The sequence below is a fragment of the Microbacterium sp. Cr-K32 genome, from assembly GCF_000708345.1.
In the GTDB taxonomy this organism is placed as follows: domain Bacteria; phylum Actinomycetota; class Actinomycetes; order Actinomycetales; family Microbacteriaceae; genus Microbacterium; species Microbacterium maritypicum_A.
The window spans coordinates 263,634-283,239 of record NZ_JARD01000008.1; the positions used below are offsets into that span (position 1 = coordinate 263,634).

19 protein-coding genes and 1 tRNA gene are annotated in these 19,606 nt (G+C 68.1%); 10 read left to right on the forward strand and 10 right to left on the reverse strand.

Annotated elements, in window-relative coordinates:
- Positions 1–8: 8 nt before the first annotated feature.
- A complete protein-coding gene (locus GZ64_RS0102610; RefSeq protein WP_021198582.1) occupies positions 9–707 on the reverse strand; it encodes a trimeric intracellular cation channel family protein in 699 nt (232 codons plus the stop codon).
- A gap of 34 nt (positions 708–741) precedes the next feature.
- Between GZ64_RS0102610 and recO the strand changes: the two genes are divergently transcribed.
- On the forward strand, positions 742–1,485 hold the full coding sequence (recO, locus tag GZ64_RS0102615; protein WP_021198583.1) for a DNA repair protein RecO: 744 nt from the start codon (positions 742–744) through the stop codon (positions 1,483–1,485).
- Positions 1,482–2,285 carry an isoprenyl transferase gene (locus tag GZ64_RS0102620; RefSeq protein ID WP_021198584.1) on the forward strand — a complete coding sequence of 268 codons (804 nt, stop codon included), beginning with the start codon at positions 1,482–1,484 and terminating at the stop codon, positions 2,283–2,285. The genes recO and GZ64_RS0102620 overlap by 4 nt, the downstream gene beginning before the upstream one ends.
- On the opposite strand, the gene GZ64_RS0102625 is transcribed toward GZ64_RS0102620, so the two are convergent.
- A complete protein-coding gene (locus GZ64_RS0102625; protein WP_029265015.1) occupies positions 2,225–2,836 on the reverse strand; it encodes an ATPase AAA in 612 nt (203 codons plus the stop codon). The genes GZ64_RS0102620 and GZ64_RS0102625 overlap by 61 nt on opposite strands.
- A 69-nt stretch (positions 2,837–2,905) precedes the next feature.
- On the opposite strand from GZ64_RS0102625, the gene GZ64_RS0102630 reads away from it, so the two are divergent.
- Complete coding sequence (locus GZ64_RS0102630) at positions 2,906–3,592, forward strand: DsbA family oxidoreductase (RefSeq protein WP_029265016.1); 687 nt, start codon at positions 2,906–2,908, stop codon at positions 3,590–3,592.
- Positions 3,593–3,624: 32 nt separating this feature from the next.
- Here GZ64_RS0102630 and GZ64_RS0102635 read toward each other — a convergent pair whose 3' ends face one another.
- Positions 3,625–4,119, reverse strand: a complete 495-nt coding sequence (locus GZ64_RS0102635) for a glutathione peroxidase (RefSeq protein WP_021198587.1) — start codon at positions 4,117–4,119, stop codon at positions 3,625–3,627.
- A gap of 59 nt (positions 4,120–4,178) precedes the next feature.
- On the opposite strand from GZ64_RS0102635, the gene dusB reads away from it, so the two are divergent.
- The 5 genes from dusB (at position 4,179) to GZ64_RS0102660 (ending at position 9,550) form a co-directional block, all read left to right on the forward strand.
- Positions 4,179–5,333 (forward strand): tRNA dihydrouridine synthase DusB, encoded by a 1,155-nt coding sequence (gene dusB, locus GZ64_RS0102640; protein WP_021198588.1) that lies wholly within the window; start codon positions 4,179–4,181, stop codon positions 5,331–5,333.
- A complete protein-coding gene (locus tag GZ64_RS0102645) occupies positions 5,323–6,708 on the forward strand; it encodes a deoxyguanosinetriphosphate triphosphohydrolase (protein WP_029265018.1) in 1,386 nt (461 codons plus the stop codon). The genes dusB and GZ64_RS0102645 overlap by 11 nt, the downstream gene beginning before the upstream one ends.
- Entirely contained in the window at positions 6,708–8,567 is a 1,860-nt protein-coding gene (dnaG, locus tag GZ64_RS0102650) for a DNA primase (protein ID WP_029260226.1), read from the forward strand. Before GZ64_RS0102645 ends, dnaG begins: the two co-directional genes overlap by 1 nt.
- Before the next feature lie 36 nt (positions 8,568–8,603).
- Positions 8,604–9,377 carry an ATP-binding cassette domain-containing protein gene (locus tag GZ64_RS0102655; protein ID WP_029265019.1) on the forward strand — a complete coding sequence of 258 codons (774 nt, stop codon included), beginning with the start codon at positions 8,604–8,606 and terminating at the stop codon, positions 9,375–9,377.
- A gap of 97 nt (positions 9,378–9,474) precedes the next feature.
- Positions 9,475–9,550: transfer RNA gene (locus tag GZ64_RS0102660), tRNA-Asn, on the forward strand.
- Between the two features lie 172 nt (positions 9,551–9,722).
- Here the strand turns inward: GZ64_RS0102660 and GZ64_RS0102665 are convergent.
- Both GZ64_RS0102665 and GZ64_RS0102670 read right to left on the reverse strand, forming a co-directional pair.
- On the reverse strand, positions 9,723–11,159 hold the full coding sequence (locus tag GZ64_RS0102665) for an APC family permease (protein WP_029265020.1): 1,437 nt from the start codon (positions 11,157–11,159) through the stop codon (positions 9,723–9,725).
- 56 nt (positions 11,160–11,215) lie between these two features.
- Positions 11,216–12,313: an alcohol dehydrogenase catalytic domain-containing protein gene (locus tag GZ64_RS0102670; protein ID WP_021200773.1), complete on the reverse strand. Its 1,098-nt coding sequence runs from the start codon at positions 12,311–12,313 to the stop codon at positions 11,216–11,218.
- 113 nt (positions 12,314–12,426) lie between these two features.
- On the opposite strand from GZ64_RS0102670, the gene GZ64_RS0102675 reads away from it, so the two are divergent.
- On the forward strand, positions 12,427–13,845 hold the full coding sequence (locus tag GZ64_RS0102675; RefSeq protein WP_029265021.1) for a PucR family transcriptional regulator: 1,419 nt from the start codon (positions 12,427–12,429) through the stop codon (positions 13,843–13,845).
- Between the two features lie 60 nt (positions 13,846–13,905).
- On the opposite strand, the gene GZ64_RS0102680 is transcribed toward GZ64_RS0102675, so the two are convergent.
- Together GZ64_RS0102680 and def are read right to left on the reverse strand one after the other, a co-directional pair.
- Positions 13,906–14,373 (reverse strand): septum formation family protein, encoded by a 468-nt coding sequence (locus GZ64_RS0102680; RefSeq protein WP_231479813.1) that lies wholly within the window; start codon positions 14,371–14,373, stop codon positions 13,906–13,908.
- A gap of 168 nt (positions 14,374–14,541) precedes the next feature.
- The gene (gene def / locus GZ64_RS0102685; RefSeq protein ID WP_081859642.1) at positions 14,542–15,108 is read right to left on the reverse strand and encodes a peptide deformylase; all 567 of its coding nucleotides are present in this window, start codon (positions 15,106–15,108) and stop codon (positions 14,542–14,544) included.
- Between the two features lie 61 nt (positions 15,109–15,169).
- Here def and GZ64_RS0102690 point away from each other — a divergent pair, with 61 nt between their 5' ends.
- Entirely contained in the window at positions 15,170–16,279 is a 1,110-nt protein-coding gene (locus tag GZ64_RS0102690) for a DMT family transporter (protein ID WP_036330954.1), read from the forward strand.
- Between the two features lie 52 nt (positions 16,280–16,331).
- Here GZ64_RS0102690 and pgl read toward each other — a convergent pair whose 3' ends face one another.
- From pgl to zwf, 3 genes are read right to left on the reverse strand one after another with little or no spacing between them, the layout of a single operon-like run.
- Positions 16,332–17,111 (reverse strand): 6-phosphogluconolactonase, encoded by a 780-nt coding sequence (gene pgl, locus GZ64_RS0102695; RefSeq protein WP_029260233.1) that lies wholly within the window; start codon positions 17,109–17,111, stop codon positions 16,332–16,334.
- Positions 17,112–17,116: 5 nt separating this feature from the next.
- Positions 17,117–18,052 (reverse strand): glucose-6-phosphate dehydrogenase assembly protein OpcA, encoded by a 936-nt coding sequence (locus tag GZ64_RS0102700; protein ID WP_029265024.1) that lies wholly within the window; start codon positions 18,050–18,052, stop codon positions 17,117–17,119.
- Complete coding sequence (zwf, locus tag GZ64_RS0102705; protein ID WP_021200766.1) at positions 18,049–19,599, reverse strand: glucose-6-phosphate dehydrogenase; 1,551 nt, start codon at positions 19,597–19,599, stop codon at positions 18,049–18,051. Before zwf ends, GZ64_RS0102700 begins: the two co-directional genes overlap by 4 nt.
- Positions 19,600–19,606: the final 7 nt, after the last annotated feature.

Consider the following 19,606-nt stretch of genomic DNA (forward strand, 5'->3'; position numbering starts at 1 on the left):
GCTGGTCCTCAGAGGTCGGCGCTGGGCTTGACGATCGCGATCGCGCCGGTCTCTGCGGCCACCTTGCGGCGGTAGATGCGCCGCTGCTCGGGCAGGGAGACGTCGAACGTGACGGCGAGGACCCGGATGACGGCTGTGACGGCGATGCCGATGACCGCCGCGAGAGTGATCGGCATTCCGAGGGCGACGGCGATCACGATGAAGGTGCATCCTGCCCCCGCGGCGACCGCGTAGAGCGAACCGACGTGCATGATCGCGGTCGGAAGCCCCATGAGCATGTCGCGGAGCACGCTCCCACCGACCGCGGCGCAGACGCCGATGAAGACCGCCGGGACTTCGGGGATCCCGAATGCGAGGGCCTTGCTCGTCCCGAAGGCGCCGAACATGCCGATCACCACGGCATCGAGGACCACGATCACGGTGTTCAGCCGGGTGAAGAGGCCCGCGAGCAGCATGCCGAGCAGGGCCGCCCCGCCGGCGGTGACCAGATACCACTGATTCTGCAGGGTGGCGGGCGTCTGCCCCAGCAGGATGTCGCGGATGAGACCGCCACCCATCCCGATCATGATGCCGATGATCGAGACGCCGAGCCAGTCGAGTCGACGCTGCCCCTGGAACCCCGATGCGAACATCGCGCCCTGGACGCCACCGAGGCCGACGCCGAGGAGGTCCGCCCACAGCGGAATGGTGAAGAGCGGTTCGGTCACGCCTCCATTCTCGCGCACGGAGGATAATCGGAGGGTGCCCACCTATCGAGACGAAGCGGTGATCCTGCGCACCCACAAGCTCGGTGAGGCGGATCGCATCGTCATCATGCTCTCGCGGCGTCATGGCAAGGTTCGCGCGGTCGCGAAGGGCGTGCGCCGGACCTCGTCGAAGTTCGGGGCCAGACTCGAGCCGTTCATGGTCGCCGACGTGCAGCTGTATCAAGGCCGCTCGCTCGACATCGTGCAGCAGGCCGAGTCGCTCGGTTCCTACGGAACGGACATCGCCGCGCACTACGACCGGTTCACGGCGGCCAACGCGATGGTCGAGACGGCCGATCGCCTGAGCGACTCGGAGGCGACGCCCGACCAGTACCTGCTCCTCGTCGGCGGGCTGCGTGCGCTGTCCCGCGGAGAGCATGTCGCCCGCAGCATCCTCGACTCGTATCTGCTGCGGGTGATGTCCCTCTCCGGATGGGCGCCCTCCCTCGACGAATGCGCGCGCTGCGGCACTCCGGGTCCGCACTCCCGGTTCGTCGCGCAGCTGGGCGGACTGGTCTGCCAGAACTGCGCCCCTGCCGGGAGCCCCCGCGTCGCCGAGAAGACCCTGGCGCTGCTCCGGGCGCTGATCGCCGGCGAGTGGGACGTCATCGACGGGTCTTCGCCCGCCGACACGGCCGCCGCGTCCGGCCTGGTCTCCGCCTACGCTCAATGGCATCTGGAACGCGGGATCCGCTCCCTCGCCCACGTGTCCGACATCCCTTCGGAAGGAGAACGGTGAGCCCGAAGCCGTATACGCACAAGGACGCCGTGGCCTATCGCCCGCTGGACTGGACCGGCGTGCATCCCCCTGCGTTCCGGGCCGTGCCGGAGCACGTGGCGATCGTCATGGACGGCAACGGCCGCTGGGCCAACCGCCGGGGTCTCAACCGGATCGAAGGTCACAAGGCAGGGGAGGAGGTGCTTCTCGATGTGGTCGCCGGCGCGATCCAGGCCGGGGTGAAGCATCTCTCCGTGTACGCGTTCTCGACCGAGAACTGGGCGCGCTCTCCCGAGGAGGTCCGCTTCCTGATGGGGTACAACCGCGACGTGCTGCACCGACGCCGTGATCAGCTCAACGAATGGGGCGTGCGGATCCGCTGGGCCGGACGCAAGCCGCGTCTGTGGGGAAGCGTCATCAAGGAGCTCCAGCACGCCGAGCAGCTCACTCGTGGCAACGACGTGCTCACCCTCACCATGTGTGTGAACTACGGCGGCAGGGTGGAGCTCGTCGATGCGATGCGGGCGATCGCCGAGGATGTCGCCGCCGGGCGGGTGAAGCCGAAGGCGATCACCGAGAAGATGATCCGCCGGAACCTGTATGTGCCCGACATGCCGGACGTCGACCTGTTCCTGCGCAGCTCGGGGGAGCAACGCACCTCGAACTTCCTGTTGTGGGAGTCGGCCTACGCCGAGATGGTGTTCCTCGACACCCTCTGGCCCGATTTCTCGCGTGAGGAGCTGTGGCGCGCCATCGGTATCTACCTGTCGCGCGATCGTCGTTTCGGCGGCGCGATCGACACGCCGGAGGCCTCGGCCTGAGCCCGGAGCCACCTCTCGGCTTCCCGCGGATGGCGCAGCCTCACGACGACGAGGTGGGGGAAGTGTTCCTGCAGGGCCGGAAACCGCTCGCTCCATGTGTGGAGCGTCGCCGTCTGCCACGCGAGGATGTTCTCCTCGGGATCGCGGTTCAGCAGGTTCCACGGTCCCTTCTCGCGGTTCCCGTTCCAGAGCTCGAGTCGCAGGATGCCGCGGGCGAGCGTGCGCCGGATCAGACGGGCGCGCACGACGCGGTGGGGATAGTCCAGCCAGACGGCGAGCTGCGCGCGCGGCGTGAGGATCGCATCCGTGCCCTTGCTCGTGTACTGCCACTCGGTGACCCAACGGTCGTCGGACGCGAAGGCGCGCACGTCGTCGAGGAACTCGGGGCGAGGAGTCCAGTTCGGTCCGTGGAACAGACCGTCGATCTCGACGTGGCGCAGGCTCCACATCGTGCCGATACGCCGCGACAGGGTCGTCTTCCCCGAGCCGGAGACGCCCGCCACCAGAACCCGCTCCGGCCGGAGCGGCAGCGGGTCGTCGGCGGAGAGCATCCGAGAAGCCTACCCGCGAGCTGTGGCTGCCTCGGAATAGCTCATAGGCGCATGCGGTTGCATGAGAGTGTGACTGAACCCATCTCCATCGACATCTGGTCCGACATCGCCTGCCCCTGGTGCTACATCGGCAAGCGCAACCTCGAGAAGGGTCTCGAAGCGGTCGCCGCCGACGAGGACGCACCGCAGGTCAACATCACCTTCCACTCCTTCGAGCTCTCGCCCGACACCCCCGTCGACTTCGACGGCGACGAGATCGACTTCCTCGCCGGGCACAAGGGAATGCCGCGCGAGCAGGTCGAGCAGATGCTGTCGAATGTGACCGGTGTCGCCGCGAACGCGGGACTCGAGTACCGTTTCGACCTGCTGCAGCACACCAACACGGTCAAGGCTCATGAGCTGCTGCACTTCGCGAAGGCCGAGGGCCTGCAGCACGAGCTGGAGGAGCGGCTCATGTCCGCCTACTTCACCGAAGGCAAGCACGTCGGCCGTATCGACGACCTGGTCGAGCTCGCGACCGAGGTCGGCCTCGACGCAGATCGCGCTCGCGCGGCGCTCGAGAGCGAGCAGTACCTGCCGGCGGTTCGTCAGGATCAGACCCAGGCCCGCGCCTACGGCATCCAGGGTGTGCCGTTCTTCGTCGTCGACGGCCAGTACGGCATCAGCGGGGCGCAGCCACCGGCGGCGTTCGAGAACGTCCTCCGCGACCTCTGGTCGAAGCGCGGAGAAGCCGAGACGGAGACGGCAGCCGTCTGACCGTTCGGCGCCGGTCCGACGCTCGGCTCGATCTAGCGGGTCAGCGCGGCTTCGATGGCGCTGACGATCTCGGGGGCGTCCGGCTTCTGCTTCGGGCGGAAGCGCAGGACGTCCCCATCCGGCAGCACGAGGAACTTCTCGAAGTTCCACTCGACCCGTCCGGCTTTTCCGCCGGCGTCGGGGGTCTCCTTGAGTGCCTTGTAGAGCTCCGCGGCGTTCTTGCCGTTCACCTTGACCTTGTCGTTGACCGGGAACGTGACGCCGTACGTCGTCGAGCAGAACTCGAGGATGTCGTCCACCGAGCCGGGCTCCTGGCCGAAGAACTGGTTGCACGGGAAGCCGACGACCGTGAACCCGCGGTCGCCGTACAGACGCTGCAGCTCCTCGAGCTGCTCGTACTGCGGCGTCAGGCCGCACTTGGAGGCGACGTTCACGACCAGCACCACGTCGGCACCGAGATCGTCGAGCGTCTTCTCCTCGCCCTTCGCGTCGGTGAACGGGATCGTGCGGAGCGCGGATTCGGTCATATTCACAGCTTAGATCGCCGCATCCCCGTGGGCTCCGCGTCTGGGAGAATAGAGGGGACATGACTCTCGCCACCGCACCTGCCCGCCCCCTTCGCATCGGTCCGATCGATCTCGACGTGCCGGTCGTCCTCGCACCCATGGCGGGGATCACCAACACCGCCTTCCGGCGACTGTGTCGTGAGTACGGCGCCGGGCTGTACGTCAGCGAGATGATCACCTCGCGCGCTCTCGTCGAGCGCAACGAGACCACCATGCGACTGATCCGCCACCACGAGTCGGAGACGCCGCGGTCCATCCAGCTGTACGGCGTCGACCCGAAGACCATCGCCGAGGCCGTCCGCATCATCGTCGCCGAGGACCACGCCGACCACATCGACCTCAACTTCGGGTGCCCGGTGCCGAAGGTCACGCGCCGCGGCGGGGGAGCGGCGCTGCCGTGGAAGTCGAAGCTGTTCGCCGACATCGTCGACCAGGCGGTGAAAGCCGCAGGCGACATCCCGCTCACGGTGAAGATGCGCAAGGGCATCGATAAAGACCACCTCACCTTCCTCGATGCCGGGCGAGCGGCTGAAGATGCAGGGGCGGCCGCGGTCGCGCTGCACGCCAGGACCGCTGGCGAGTTCTACTCGGGGTTCGCGGACTGGAACGCGATCGGCGAGCTGAAGCAGGCGGTCACGAGCATCCCGGTGCTCGGCAACGGCGACATCTGGTCGGCCGACGACGCCGTGCGCATGATGGCGCAGACCGACTGCGACGGTGTCGTGGTCGGGCGTGGCTGCCTCGGACGCCCGTGGCTGTTCGGCGAGCTGGCCACGGCCTTCGGTGGGGAGGGGAAGACCGTCGATGCGACACTCGGCTTCGTCGCGAACGCCTTCCGTCGCCACGCCGAGCTGCTGGTCGAGTTCTTCGAGGATGAGGACCGCGGGTGCCGGGATATCCGCAAGCACGTGTCCTGGTACTTCAAGGGCTACCCGGTCGGGGGCGACATCCGCACCGGACTCGCCACGGCATCCAGCCTCGCCGAGATCGACGACCTCCTCGGCCGGCTCGATCACACGGCGCCCTATCCCGGTGCGGACGCCGAGGGGCAGCGCGGTCGAGCGGGACACCCGAAGCGCACCGCCCTGCCGGAGAAGTGGTTGGAGTCGCGGGAGATCGCATCCGACACCTCGGAGATGATGCGTGGAGCGGAGATCGAGAACAGTGGCGGTTGACCCCAAGGCAGGCCTGCGCGCCGACGGCTACGACGCGCGAGACGCCGAACGCTTCTTCGCCGAAACCCATCGTTCCGAGCGCAACGATTTCGCTCGCGATCGTGCCCGTGTTCTGCACTCCGCCGCGCTGCGCCGACTCGCCGCGAAGACGCAGGTGCTCAGTCCCGCCAGCACCGCGGATTTCGCCCGCAACCGTCTGACGCATTCCCTCGAGGTGGCTCAGGTCGGGCGCGAGCTCGCTGTCGCCCTCGGCGTCTCGGCGGATGTCGTCGACACGGCGTGCCTGAGCCACGACCTGGGGCATCCTCCCTTCGGGCACAACGGCGAACGCGCTCTCAACGAGTGGGCAGAGCCCATCGGGGGCTTCGAGGGGAACGCCCAGTCCCTGCGCATCCTCTCGCGGCTGGAGGCGAAGGTCCTCGACGACGCCGACCGTTCCGTGGGGTTGAATCTGACCCGTGCGAGCCTCGACGCCACGTGCAAATACCCGTGGACGGTCGACAGCCCGGTGCCGGACCCGGGTGGTCGGCTGAAGTTCGGGGTGTACCCCGAGGACGAGGCGGTCTTCCGCTGGATGCGCGAAGGGGCGCCGGGGCGTCTCCGCTGCATCGAAGCCGAGATCATGGATCTCTCCGACGATATCGCGTACTCGGTCCACGACTTCGAGGACGCCATCGTGAACGGCTATGTCGACGTCGCTCAGCTCGCCGACCCCCGTCAGCACGACGCTCTCGTCGGACGGATCCAGCAGTGGGTGGGATACGACTTCACTCGCGATGAACTCGCCGATGCGCTCTACCGCCTCGCGTCGCAGCCGATGTGGCTCTCGTCGTTCGACCGCTCCCGCCAGGCACTGGCCCGTCTCAAGAACCTCACGAGCGATCTGATCGGACGCTTCGCCCGAGCCTCGGTCTCCGCGACCACGGAGGCCTACGGCACGACAGCACTCGTCCGCTACAACGCCCATGTCGTCGTCCCGCGAGTGATCGAGGTCGAGATCGCCGTGCTCAAGGGCATCATGGGGCAGGCGATCGTCACGATCGAAGCCCGCAAGGGCGTCTACAAAGAGCAGCGGCGGGTGCTGAAGAGACTCGCCGACGCCCTCTGGTCGACCGACGCGCTGTGGTCCGCCGGGTCCGATGTGCTCGAGCCCGCGTTCGCCGCGGACTTCGTCGCGGCGGAGAACGACGCCGAACGCGCCAGAGTCGTGGTGGACCAGATCGCGAGCCTCACCGACCAGAGCGCGATCGACTGGCACAACCGCCTCGTCGGCGAGATCGATCCGGCCGAGGTCGGGATCTGGACTCCCCGTCACGGCCGCCCTGGCGCCCAGGCGCACGCCGAGCGGCTGCCCGTCGCCGAAAGGGCGCACTGATGCCCCGGATCCGGCAGGCCGATGTCGATGAGGTGAAGGCGCGCACGAACATCGCCGACATCATCGGGGAGCGTGTCGCTCTCAAGTCGGCCGGTGTCGGGTCGCTCAAGGGGCTGTGTCCTTTCCACGATGAGAAGAGCCCGAGCTTCCATGTGCGCCAGCAGGTGGGGTACTACCACTGCTTCGGATGCGGGGAGTCGGGGGACGTCTACTCCTTCCTGCGGGAGATGGATCACGTCAGCTTCACGGAAGCAGTCGAGCGTCTCGCCGGGCGTATCGGGTACACACTGCACTATGAAGACGGGGGAGCAGCCCCCGAGACGAGCGGCCGCAGCCGGCTGTACGCGGCGAACACCGCGGCGGCGGAGTTCTTCCGTGCGCAGCTGCTCACCCCCGATGCGGAGGCCGGACGGCGCTTTCTCGGTGAGAGAGGATTCGACGCCGGAGCTGCGGCGCATTTCGGAGTCGGCTTCGCTCCGCGCGGCTGGGACGGGATGCTCAAGGCCCTGACCGCACAGGGGTTCACCCGCGAGGAGCTGAGCAATGCGGGTCTCGTCTCCACGGGGCAGCGCGGGGTCTACGACCGCTTCCGCGGGCGTCTGGTGTGGCCGATCCGGGATGTCTCGGGGCAGACCATCGGATTCGGCGCGCGCAAGCTCTTCGACGACGACCAGGGACCCAAGTACCTGAACACCCCGGAGACGCCCATCTACAAGAAGGCGCAGGTGCTGTACGGGCTCGACCTCGCCAAGCGCGACATCGCTCGCGGCGACCCTCGCCGTGTGGTCGTGGTCGAGGGATACACCGACGTGATGGCCTGTCACCTCGCCGGTCTCACGACGGCGATCGCGACATGTGGCACGGCCTTCGGCACCGATCACATCAAGGTGCTGCGCCGGGTGATGGGTGACGACAACGCATCCGGTGAGGTCGTCTTCACGTTCGACGGTGACGAGGCGGGGCAGAAGGCCGCGCTGCGTGCCTTCACGGAGGACGACCGTTTCAACGCGCAGACCTTCGTCGCCGTCGCGCCCGACGGCCTCGACCCGTGCGATCTGCGTCTTCAGCGCGGAGACGCCGCGGTTCGCGGACTGATGGACGCGAAGCAGCCGATGTTCGAGTTCGCGATCGACCGCAAGCTGAGTGGCTTCGACCTCTCGACGGTCGAGGGTCGGGTCGGGGCTCTGCGGGCCGCCGCTCCGATCGTGGCCGAGATCCGTGACCAGCTCCTCCGGCCGGGATACGAGCGTGTGCTGGCGCGTCGGCTCGGGATGGATCCCACCGAGGTGCGCAGTGAAGTCGAACGCGCGGCTCGTGGGGGACCTGCACCGCATCAGGTGCGTCGGGAGGCTCCGCAGATCGACTCGGTGACCGGCGCTCCCCTCGTCGCTCCGGTCACTCTCGCGACCCTGCCCCGCAGCCCCGACGTCGCGGTCGAACGCGATGCGCTGATGGGAGCCCTGCAGTACGGGCATCAGGTCGATCAGGCCCTCCTCAACAGGGCTCTGGAGGCGCCGTTCCGCACCCCGGCACTGGATGCCGTGCGCGAGGCCGTCGCCGCGGCTCCCGACCGCACCAGGGCCGGCTGGGTGACCGAGGCCGTGAACGGCGTCCGCGAGCCCTACCGCTCGCTCGCGGGGGAGCTGCTGATGACGCCGTTCCCGGAGCGGACGGAAGAGCGGGCCGTCGCCACCGTGGCCGACCTCGCCCGCAGGCTCGTGCTCCGCCAGCTCGAGCACGAGAAGCAGGAGCTCCTCGGTGCGGTGCAGCGCGTGCCCGCCGATTCCGACGGTGGTCGCGCGCTGCGGATGCGTCTGCGCGACATCGACGCAGAGCGTCAGCGCTTCGCCGAGTCGTAACGCGTACCGGCATCGCCCAGAGGGCAGGATGGAGTCATGTCCCGCAGGCCCGTATCCACGAACGCGATCGATTGCTCCGATCTGGTGATCGACCGCATCGGCCACGGGATCCCGACTCGGGCAGTCGACGGCGTCACCTTCTCCCTTGCCCCGGGCGGACTCATCTGCGTCGCGGGCCCCACGGGTTCGGGCAAATCGACATTGGTCGCCGCTCTCGCCGGTTCCACCGATCCCTCGGTCAAGGTCGTCGGCGGGCGCGCCGAGGTGTGCGGGGTGGATGTGCGTCGCCCGGGTCGCAAGCATCGGATCCTCACCTACCGCACCGGATTCGTACCGCAGGGCGCCGGCGCCGATCTGCCGCCGCGACTCACCGTGAACGAGGTGATCGCGGAGCCCATCCTCATGCGCGAGCGGCGGGTGAACACGAAGGCGCTCTCGATCCGCGTCGCCACTCTGCTCGACGAGCTGCACCTTCCTCTCGGAACAGCCGCGAAGTTCCCCTACGAGCTCAGTGCGGGCATGCGTCAGCGCGTGGCGATCGCGCGGTCGTTCGTCCTGGAGCCGAAGGTGCTCATCGCCGACGAGGTGCTCGCGAATCTCGACCTCGAGGTGCGGCCGGTCGTGTTCGATGCGATCACCCGTCGTCGCAAGGAGCAGTCGATGGCCGCTCTCCTCGTCACCAATGACGCCGACTTCATCCGCGAGCTGAACGCCGAGACGCTCATGCTCCGCAACGGACATGTCGTCGCGCGCGGCGTGGGCAAGGACCTGCTGTGGGTGCCGAACGCGGAGGCGGATTCGCGCCACTGACCCCGACACGCCCGGCATCCGCGAACGGCGCCCCGGTGTCGTGAACAGGTCCGGGAGTTTGCTAAGCTTGTCGAGTTGCCCGCTCAGCGGTGCACATTCCTCGGTAGCTCAATTGGCAGAGCAGCCGGCTGTTAACCGGCAGGTTCTTGGTTCGAGTCCAAGCCGGGGAGCCAACGAGAGAAGCCCCCTCCACGGAGGGGGCTTCTCTCGTTTTCCCGTGCACCGAGCGGGCACCGTCGAGCGGGCACCGTCGAGCAGGCACCGTCGAAGAGCCGACGTCGATCAGCCGAGGGACGAGAAGAGCCCCTTCATCGGAAGGGGCTCTTCTCGTCCGAGGAGGTCGGATCAGCCGACGCCCTCCATCGCGCTCGTCTCGGTGTTGCCGATGCGGGCGATGACGTCGGGCCGACGGCGGGCCAGGTAGGCGTACCGGGTGAGGGCCAGGGCGACCGTCACGAGGAACACGTAGGGGATCACGTTGTAGGGGAAGACCGGTACCGGCCAGACGTTCGCGAAGAAGACGTAGGCCATGGTGACGACGGCGACCGTCGCGCAGACCTTCACGAGTCGATTGCGCATCTTCGCGCGCTGCGTGTAGACGACACAGGCGATCGCGACGAGTGCGTAGGCGACCATGTAGCCGTAGGTGCCCCAGGTGTTCACCCAGACGAGGATCTCGCCGGTCGCCGCGCCCGAGAGCAGCAGCACGATGTCCACTGCCACGGCTGCAGCGCCGGCGATGATCAGGACGCGGTGAGGCGTCAGATGCTGCTCGTGGGTGCGTCCGAATCGTTCGGCGACGACGCCCTCCTTGCCCATCACGTACACGATGCGACCGATCACGTTGAGCGGAGCGACGACCACGGCGAAGAACGACGCGGAGACACCGAACGTGAGCACGGCCGCGAACCAGCCGGGCATCCCGATCAGTGCGGACATGCTCTCCAGGGGACTGGACGAGGTGGCGAGGTCGTCACCGAGTACCGTGATCTGGGTGTAGGCGGCGAACACGTACAGCACCCCCACACCGAGGGCGCTCCACATGATCGCGCGGGGGATGGCCTTGTACGGCTCCTTGGCCTCGCGACCGAGCGCGTCGGCGGAGGAGAAGCCGACGAAACCGAGGATGCCGAGGACCATGCCGGACGCGACCCCCTGGAACGACGATCCGGAAGCGAGCACCTGCGCGGGGTCCCACGCGGCGGGGCCGGCCCACACGAGCGCGGCGACCAGGAGAACGAGGATGATTCCCACCGAGACGAGCTCCAGCACGAGCGAGACCCGGGCGGACAGGCGGATCCCGCGGATCGTGAACAGCGTCGCCAGGCCGCCGAGGACGACGGCGAGGCCGATGTCCCACCCGAGGCCCTGGGCGGGGAGGCCCAGCATGGTGAGGAACTGCGCCATGTAGCTGACGGAGCCGCTGAGCGAAGCCGCAGCGATGCCGAAGCAGCCGATCAGCAGTGTGACGCCGGCGAGGAATGCGCCGAACGGACCGAGCCCCTTGGAGACATAGGTGTAGAGCGATCCCGCAGAGGCGTGCTTGCGGGCGAACACGACAACGCAGTAGCCGACGCACAGGATGACGATGGTCGCGAGTGCGAAGGCGTAGATGGTGCCGTTGCCGGCACCGAGGAAGATAGCCGCAGCGGTGAACGCGATGACGGCGCTGGGGGCGATGTTCGCGATGGCCTGGGCGGCGAGTTCCGGTCCGCTCATGACGCCGGTGCGAAGACCGGCATCGGTGGGCGTGCCGGGTGGGGCGACGACGGTGTCTGACATGGTTCTCCTGGATTCGGGTTTCCGGGGATGGGGTGGAGGCTGCGGGTGGCGTGCGGTCAGGGGATGAGAAGCGTGCGGAGCGCGGAGCCGGTCTCGAGATCGTCGAGCGCCGCAGCGGCCTCGGCGAGCGGACGTCGACCGGAGATGAGCGGATCGATCTTGAGCTGGCCGTCCATGTAGCGGTCCACCAGCGCCGGGACATCGATCGAGGGACGCACGGAGCCGTAGTTCGATCCCAGGATGCGCTGGTCGGCCTCGGCGAGGACGAGGGGTTCGAACGAGGCACGGGCTCCCGTGGGAGGGAGGCCGACGATCACGGCGGCACCGCCGAGGCCGAGCATCTGGATCGACTGCTCGGTCGTCGATGTGCGGCCGATCGCGTCGAACGCGTAGTCCACGCCGTCCGGGATGAGTTCGCGCAGCTGGGCGACGGGGTCGCCCAGCGAGGCATCGATGCGATCCGTCGCGCCGAACTGCAGCGCCATCTGCGTCTTCTCCGGACGCACGTCGATCGCGATGATGCGTTCGGCGCCGGCCAGGCGCGCGCCCTGCACGACATTGAGGCCGACGCCGCCGCAGCCGATCACGACGACGGTGGAACCGGGCTCGACCGCCGCCGTGTTGAGAACGGCGCCGACGCCCGTGGCCACCGCGCAGCCGACTACGGCGATGACATCGAGCGGCGCATCGTCACGGACCTTGACGGCCCCCGAGGCGGGAACGACGACCTCCTCCGCGAACGAGGAGACTCCGAGATAGTGGTGCAGCGGTTCGCCGTCGAGGCTGAGGCGCGAGGTGCCGTCGAACAGCACGCCGAGGGGAGCGACCACGGTCGCGACCTTCTGGCAGCGGGCCTCGTGGCCGGCGCGACAGTAGCGGCACTCACCGCACGGCGGCACCCAGCTCAGGACGACGTGATCGCCGACGGCCAGTGTGGTGACACCTTCACCGAGTTCGGTCACGACACCGGAACCCTCGTGTCCCATGACCAGGGGAGCGGCCGCATCCCATTCGCCGCGCTTGACGTGGAGGTCGGAGTGGCACACGCCGGCAGCGGCGATGCGTACTCGAACCTCACCTGCACGCGGCGGGGCGAGGTCGACGTCGACGAACTCGATCGGGGACTGCGGATCGCGGAAGACAACAGCTTTCATGACATCCTTCGGGTGGAGGGGGCTGCCGACGATGCTAGGAGAGTGCGGGACCGCGGGCATCCGACAAATATGTGGATTGCAGAGAACGTTTTCACACTTTGTATGATCAGGAGGTGGCTCGTGATGTCGCCTCCGTGGCGCGATACCTCCAAGGGGAGCTGCTGCACGGGCGCGTTCCGAGTTCGCGACATGTGAATTCCGTCGTCGCGCTCGAAGTGTTCGGCGCCCCGACCGACAGTCTCTTCACCACTCTCGTCACCGTCGACGCTTGGCAACTGGACCGGCTCGCCGACGATGCGGAGCGGGTCGCCCTGCTCCGGGACGTGGTCGTCGTGACGGATGCGGACACGCCCTCTTTCCGACGTCTGCTCGAGGACGGAGGCATCACGGCGATCGTCGGGGCAGGAACGTCGGGCGAGCTGCTGACGCCGATGCTGACGGCCCTGCTCGCCGTCGACCAGGCAGCCGAGGCCCGAGCGATCACCTCGGCGATGCGGGTGCTGACCCTGGCCGCACGCCGCAGCGGCATCACGGGGGTCATCGCCGAGCTCGCGCATCGGATCGACGGATGGGCGGTGCTCCTCGACCGCCACGGGGAGGTGATCACGACGGCGGGAGCGGGAAGCCTGCACATCGACGACGCCGTGGCGGTCGCCGTGGGGCGCCCGGTTCGCGTGCGCCATCGCGCGCTCCAGGTGCATCCGGTCGGCCCGGGGCAGGACATCACCGCTCAACTCGTCACCGCACCCCGCAACGACAGCTCGGGTCGGGGGAGGGAGCTCAGCTCGCAGGCCGCGGCAATGCTCGATCTTCTGATGCGCACGCGGGACAGCAGCCACCTCGAGCGTCTCGGCCGATCCATGATGCTGGAGACCGTGCTCGAGGGAGGGGAGGAGGCGACGCGTCTCCTGCGTCGCTGGGGCGTGCACGAACGAAGCCTGGTGGGATTCGTCCTGACCTCGCGCACCAGTGGCGTGGACGTGGAGCATCTGCTGGCGCTGTGGCTGGATGAGCTCGGGGCGGAGCATGTCTTCGCCGCGCAGCGTGGTCTGATCCGCGGCGTCGTGCGCGAGGAACATGCGGAGGAGATCGCGCATCGGGCGCGGTCCTTCGCCTCGACGCTCTATCTCGGGCTCGGTCGGCCCGCCACGACGGATGCGCTCGCCCGCAGTGTCGATGAAGCCCGTCAAGCCTGCGAGACGGCTCGCGCGGGAGGGGAGCGCGTCGTCCGCTATACGTCGATCCCGACGGTGTCGTTCGTGCTCGGGCAGTTGGATGCGGACCAGACGCAGAGGATCGCGCGGCTTCTCGATCCGCTGAGGGCCGTCGAGCAGCGGACCGAGCTCATCGAGACCCTGCGCGTATTCCTCGCCACGAACGGCGCCTGGGGCGAGAGCGCCACGCGGTTGCGCATCCACCGGCAGACTCTGGCAGCGCGCATCCGACGGATCGAAGACCTGATCGGGCTGTCATTCGCCGATCCCGATGATCGGGTGGCCGCCTGGCTCGCGATACGTGCCTCTGACGACTGATGCGCGCGTGCACGAAGGAGGGCCCCGCCGATTGGCGAGACCCTCCTTGATGGCTGTCGGTCAGCGTGCGGCGCCGGCCAGCGATCCGGTGGTCTGTCCGGCCGGATCGAAGATGATGCACTGGATCACGCGGTCGTTGTTCTGCTCCCAGGAGTCCTTGGTGGGAACGAGCGTGGTGACGTCGAGGGCCGAGTCCTGGTAGGCCACACCGACGAAGGTCGTGTAGGCATCGCCGATGCACTCCTGCGTCGCCGCGTCGACGTCGGAGTCGGAGAACTCGCCGTCGGGCATGGTGATCTCGTAGTACACCTCCTGGTCGTGCGGGTCGGTGCACGGGAGGACGTTGGCGTCCGTGAGCATGCCGGAGCCGGTGTCGAGCATGCAGTCGCCCAGCTTCACCGAGAAGACGCCGACGTTCGCGCTCTCCGTGACCTGGCCGGTCTCCTCATCGCGGTTGGCGTCGCCAGAGCCGCTGCCGAGAAGGCTGTTGAGAGCACTGCAGCCGCTCAGGGCGACTGAGAGTGCCACTGCGGATCCTGCGAGCATCAGAGCGCGTCGCGTGCGCATCTTCATCATGATTGGTTCCCCTCCGAAGCGTGATGTGGAGGCATGCGAAAAGCCCCCGCCGCGAACACGCTAGCCGTTCGCGAGTCTGTGATGCAACTTCGAGGAGCCTGTGGTTCGGCTGAGAGCGGTTCAGCCTTCGAGGTCGTCGACGCCGGGCATCCAGCTCGATCCCGGGCGGCCCCAACCGCGCTTGCGGGCGACCTTCTGGGCTGTCTTCCAATCGCCGTCGGAGAGGCGATCGACGTAGAGGATGCCGTCGAGATGATCGAACTCATGCTGCATGATGCGTGCGCGCCAGCCGTCGACGTCGATCGAGACCGGCTGGCCTTCCAGGTCGGTCGCCGTCACGTGGACGCGCTCCGACCGCCGCAGCGGGAACCGCTCGCCCGGGAAGGAGAGGCAGCCTTCGGACTCGAGGTCGGGGTCCGGATCGCCGGGCTCGAGGGGCACCATCCAGAGCACGGGGTTGATGAGAACGCCACGCCAGGGCTGGTCGTCGTCATCGATGTACGCGTAGGTGTAGATCCGCAGGGGAACGCCCACCTGCGGAGCGGCGAGGCCGACTCCAGGCGCCGTGTCCATCGTCTCGAACATGTCGGCCACGAGGGTGCGGATGTCCTCCGTGATCTCGTCGACGGGGGAAGCAGGGGAGTGCAGGACGGGGTCGCCCATGATGCGAATCGGAAGTACAGCCACGTCACAACCCTAGTCGGCGGCAGTCGGCAGGTAGGGTCGTACTGTGAATGCCGGGGTATGGATGAACGCGGTCGAGGATGTCGGCGATCAGCTCGTCGGCGCCTTCCAGAACCCGGGCCTTCTGCTCGGAATTCCCCTCGCTCTCGCCGGTGCCGTCTTCATGTCGCTCGGAGCGCAGTACCAGCACCGCGGGGTCGAGAAGGTCGAGCGTCTCAGCGGTGCCAACGGCGCGTCGGGCTTGAGCTTCGATCAGCTCAAACGGCTTCTCACCCGCCCATCATGGCTCATCGGCACACTCATGCTCGGGCTCGCCGTGATCTGCCAGCTCGCCGCGCTCGTGAAGGCACCGCTCATCGTGGTGCAGCCGCTGGGCGCCATCGCGCTCGTCATCACCACTCTGCTCAACGCCCGCGTCTCCGGTCATTCGCCCACCAAGCAGTCGCTCACCGCGATCGTGGCCTGTGTGGGCGGCATCTTCCTCTTCGTCTTCTTCGCGGCGATCTACGCGACCGAGCAGGACGTCACCGATCGCGAGCTGTTCGTGATCCTGGCGCTCCTCCTGGTCGTGATCATCGTGCTCGGCGCGTGCTGGCTCATCCTGCGCCATCGCATGCGGGCGCTCTTCTACGTGATCGGCGCCGGCATCCTCTACGGATTCGTCGCCACGCTCGCGAAGGTGGTCATCAAGCGCATCGAAGCAGGTCAGTTCGAGTGGATCACCGGCATCTGCGTGCTCGCGCTCGTCTCGGCAGCCGCGGTCGGTGCGTACTTCGTGCAGACGGCGTACAGCTCAGGTCCACCCGACCTCGTGATCGCCGGGCTCACGGTCGTCGACCCTCTCGTCGCGGTGCTCATCGGCATGGTCGTGCTGGGCGAGGCCGCTGCGGCACCGTGGTGGGTGCTCGTGATCTTCGCGGTCGCCGGAGCCATCGCCGTGTGGGGTGTGGTCGGCCTGGCCCGCTACCATCCTCAGGTGCTCAGCGACAGCCAGGACTTGGGCATCCAACGCGGCAGCACCCCGGGTGGCAGCACCCCGGGCGGAGCTGGGCAGGGCGGGACGGAGGGCGCAGCATCATCGAGTTCCTCCTCCACGGCTGCGCCTGAGCGCTCGAGCGGGTCGGTGAGCCCGGAGACTCCGCCGCCGTACGACGGCTCCGCTGACCGGCCCTAGCGCCGCTCCGCTCGTCCGTGGAGGTGTGCCGGTCGCCCGTGGCGATACGGACTCAGTACGCCTGATCGATCAGGTCGACCGACACCTCGGCGGCCGCAGCCTCGTCCACGAAGAACACCGTGCGCTTGCGCCCCTTGGCCCCGGCAGCGGGCACGCTCGTGTAGCTCGCTCCCGCGAGAGCGAGCCCCAGGGCTGATGCCTTGTCCGCACCCGTCAGCACGAGCCACACGCGCTTCGACGAGTTGAGCACGGGGCGGGTCAGCGTGACGCGCTCGGGCGGCGGCTTCGGTGAGTCGCGGACGGCGAGGACGGCCGCATCCGTCACCGTGACCTCTTCCCGATCGGGGAAGAGCGACGCGATGTGGCCGTCGGGACCGACGCCGAGGAAGCACACGGCGAACGAGGGCCAGGCATGCTCCTCGGTGCCGAACCGCGCGAGTTCGGCGGCGTAGGCCGCCGCGGATTCGTCCAATGTCAGACCGCTGTCTGGCCCCGCGACCTCATGCACGTTCTCGACGGGCACCGGGATGTGATCGAGGAGGGCCTGTCGCGACTGCAGCGAGTTGCGGTCGACGTCGTCGCGCGGCACGAACCTCTCGTCACCCCACCAGAAATGCACGAGTGACCAGTCGATCTCCGTCGCCCGCGGGTGCTCGGACGCCGCACGCAGCACCGCTCCACCCATCGAACCGCCGGTGAGGGCGATGTGTGCGATCCGACCGTTGCGGGTGCGCGCGCGCACCCGCGTGAGGAATCGGTCGGCCACACGGGTGGCGAGGGCGGCGGGCGTGGCTTCCACCACGACCCGCTTCTCGGCGGACGATGTCGTCATCGACGTCACTCTCCTGTCTCGGGCGAACCCAACTTCTCCCAGCCCTCGGTGATGACTCGACCGTACAGGACGTCGGGGTCGAGTCGACGCAGCTCCTCCGCCAGGCACTCGCGAAGAGTGCGTCGTGGCAGGTGCAGATCGTGGTTCGGCTGCCCGGGCTGCGTGAGCACGGCCACGCCGGGAGTGGGACGCTCCAGGAGGATGTCCCCGGACTCGCGCGTCAGGCGCACCGATTTGATGCCCTCCGCCCAGTGCTCGGGGTCTTCGTACGACCAGCGCACCGGAACGTCGAGCGCCATCTGCAGCCAGGCGGCCAGCAGAGCGGTCGACGGCGATGCCGCGGCTCCGCGCACCTCGACGCCGGTGATCGGCTCGTACGGCGGCTGGTCGAGCACGGCCGCGAGCTGTTCGCGCCAGTGGGTCAGACGGGTCCACGCCAGATCGGTGTCGCCAGGGGCGTGGGTCTCGCCGAGGAGGGCGAGCCGGTCGCGGACGTCGGTCGCCGTCGCGGCATCGGTGATGCGGCGCTGGGCGATCTTGCCGAGGGGCGACTGGGCGGGTGCCACGGGGGCGGCTTCGGGCCACCAGGCGACCACGGGAGCATCCGGAAGCAGGAGTCCGGTGATCAGGCTCTCCTCGTTGCTGGCGGCGTCCCCGAAGGCGCGGAGGACCACGACCTCGCTGGCGCCGGCGTCTCCGCCGACGCGGATCTGCGCGTCGAGACGAGAGTCGCCCTCGCCCGTCGTGATCACGATCACGCGCATCGGGTGCTCTCGTGAGGCGTCGTTCGCCGCGTCGATCGCCGCTTCGGCGACGCCGTTGCGTGCGGCGATCACAAGGGTGAGCACACGCCCGAGGGCAACGGCGCCGCCCTCTTCGCGCACCTTGACCAGCTGCTTCGCGACCTGGCTGACGGTGGTGTCGGGAAGGTCGATGATCACGGGCGTCTCCAGACTCGTCCATCGCGGGCCAGCAGGTCGTCGGCGGATGCCGGTCCCCACGAGCCGGGCGCGTACTGCTCGACCGGACCGCCCTCGGCTGCCCAGTACTTCTCCACGGGGTCGAGGATCTTCCAGGAGAGCTCGACCTCCTCGTGCCGCGGGAACAGCGGCGGATCGCCCAGGAGGACGTCGAGGATCAGGCGTTCGTAGGCCTCGGGGCTCGCCTCGGTGAAGGCGTGGCCGTATCCGAAGTCCATGGTCACGTCGCGCACGTTCGTGCCGTTGCCCGGCACCTTGGAGCCGAAGCGGATCGTCACGCCCTCATCCGGCTGCACGCGGATGACCAGAGCGTTCTGTCCGAGCTCCGAGGCGTTGCCGCGCCCGAAGAGGTGCTGCGGTGCGCGCTTGAAGACGACGGCGATCTCGGTCACGCGCCGTCCGAGGCGCTTGCCCGTGCGCAGATAGAACGGCACGTCCGCCCAGCGGCGCGTATCGATCTCGAGCTTGATCGCGGCATACGTCTCCGTGGTCGACTCGGGGTTCATCCCCTCCTCTTCCAGGAAACCGGTGACCTTCTCGCCGCCCTGCCACCCACCCGCGTACTGACCGCGCGCGGTCGCGAGGGAGAGGTCGTCCGGAACGTGGACTGCGGCGAGGACCTTCTCCTTCTCGGCGCGCAGGTGCTCCGCCGAGAGACTGATCGGCTCTTCCATCGCGGTGAGGGCCAGCAGCTGCAGAAGGTGATTCTGGATCACGTCGCGTGCCGCGCCGATGCCGTCGTAGTAGCCCGCGCGTCCACCCACACCGATGTCCTCGGCCATGGTGATCTGCACGTGGTCGACGTAGTTGCGGTTCCAGATCGGCTCGTACAGCTCGTTCGCGAAGCGCAGCGCCAGGATGTTCTGGACCGTCTCCTTGCCGAGGTAGTGATCGATGCGGAAGATCGAGTCGGCCGGGAAGGCCACCTCGAGCGCGGCGTTGAGTGCGCGCGCCGATTCGAGGTCGTGCCCGAAGGGCTTCTCGATCACGACACGGCGCCAGCGCTCGTCGTCGTCGCTGTTCTCGCCGACGAGGCCGGAGTCCTTCAGCTGCTTGGCGACCAGCGGGAAGTCCTTGGGCGGGATCGACAGGTAGAACGCATGGTTGCCCATCGTTCCGCGTTCGACATCGAGCTTCTCGATGGTCTCGCGGAGCTTGCGGAACGAGTCCGGATTGTCGAACTCACCCGAGACGAACCGGATGCCCTGCAGCAGCTGGGTCCACGTCTCCTCACGGAACGGCGTGCGAGCGTGCTCCTTGACCGCATCGTAGACGACCTGCGCGAAGTCCTGGTCCTCCCAGTCTCGGCGGGCGAATCCGACCAGGGCGAACCCGGGAGGGAGAAGGCCGCGGTTCGCGAGGTCGTAGACCGCGGGCATCAGCTTCTTGCGTGACAGGTCTCCGGTGACGCCGAAGATCACCAGGGCGCTGGGCCCGGCGATCCTGTTGAGACGGCGGTCATCGGGGTCACGCAGCGGGTTGTGCCCGCGCGAGATGGGAACAGACATCGGTGGG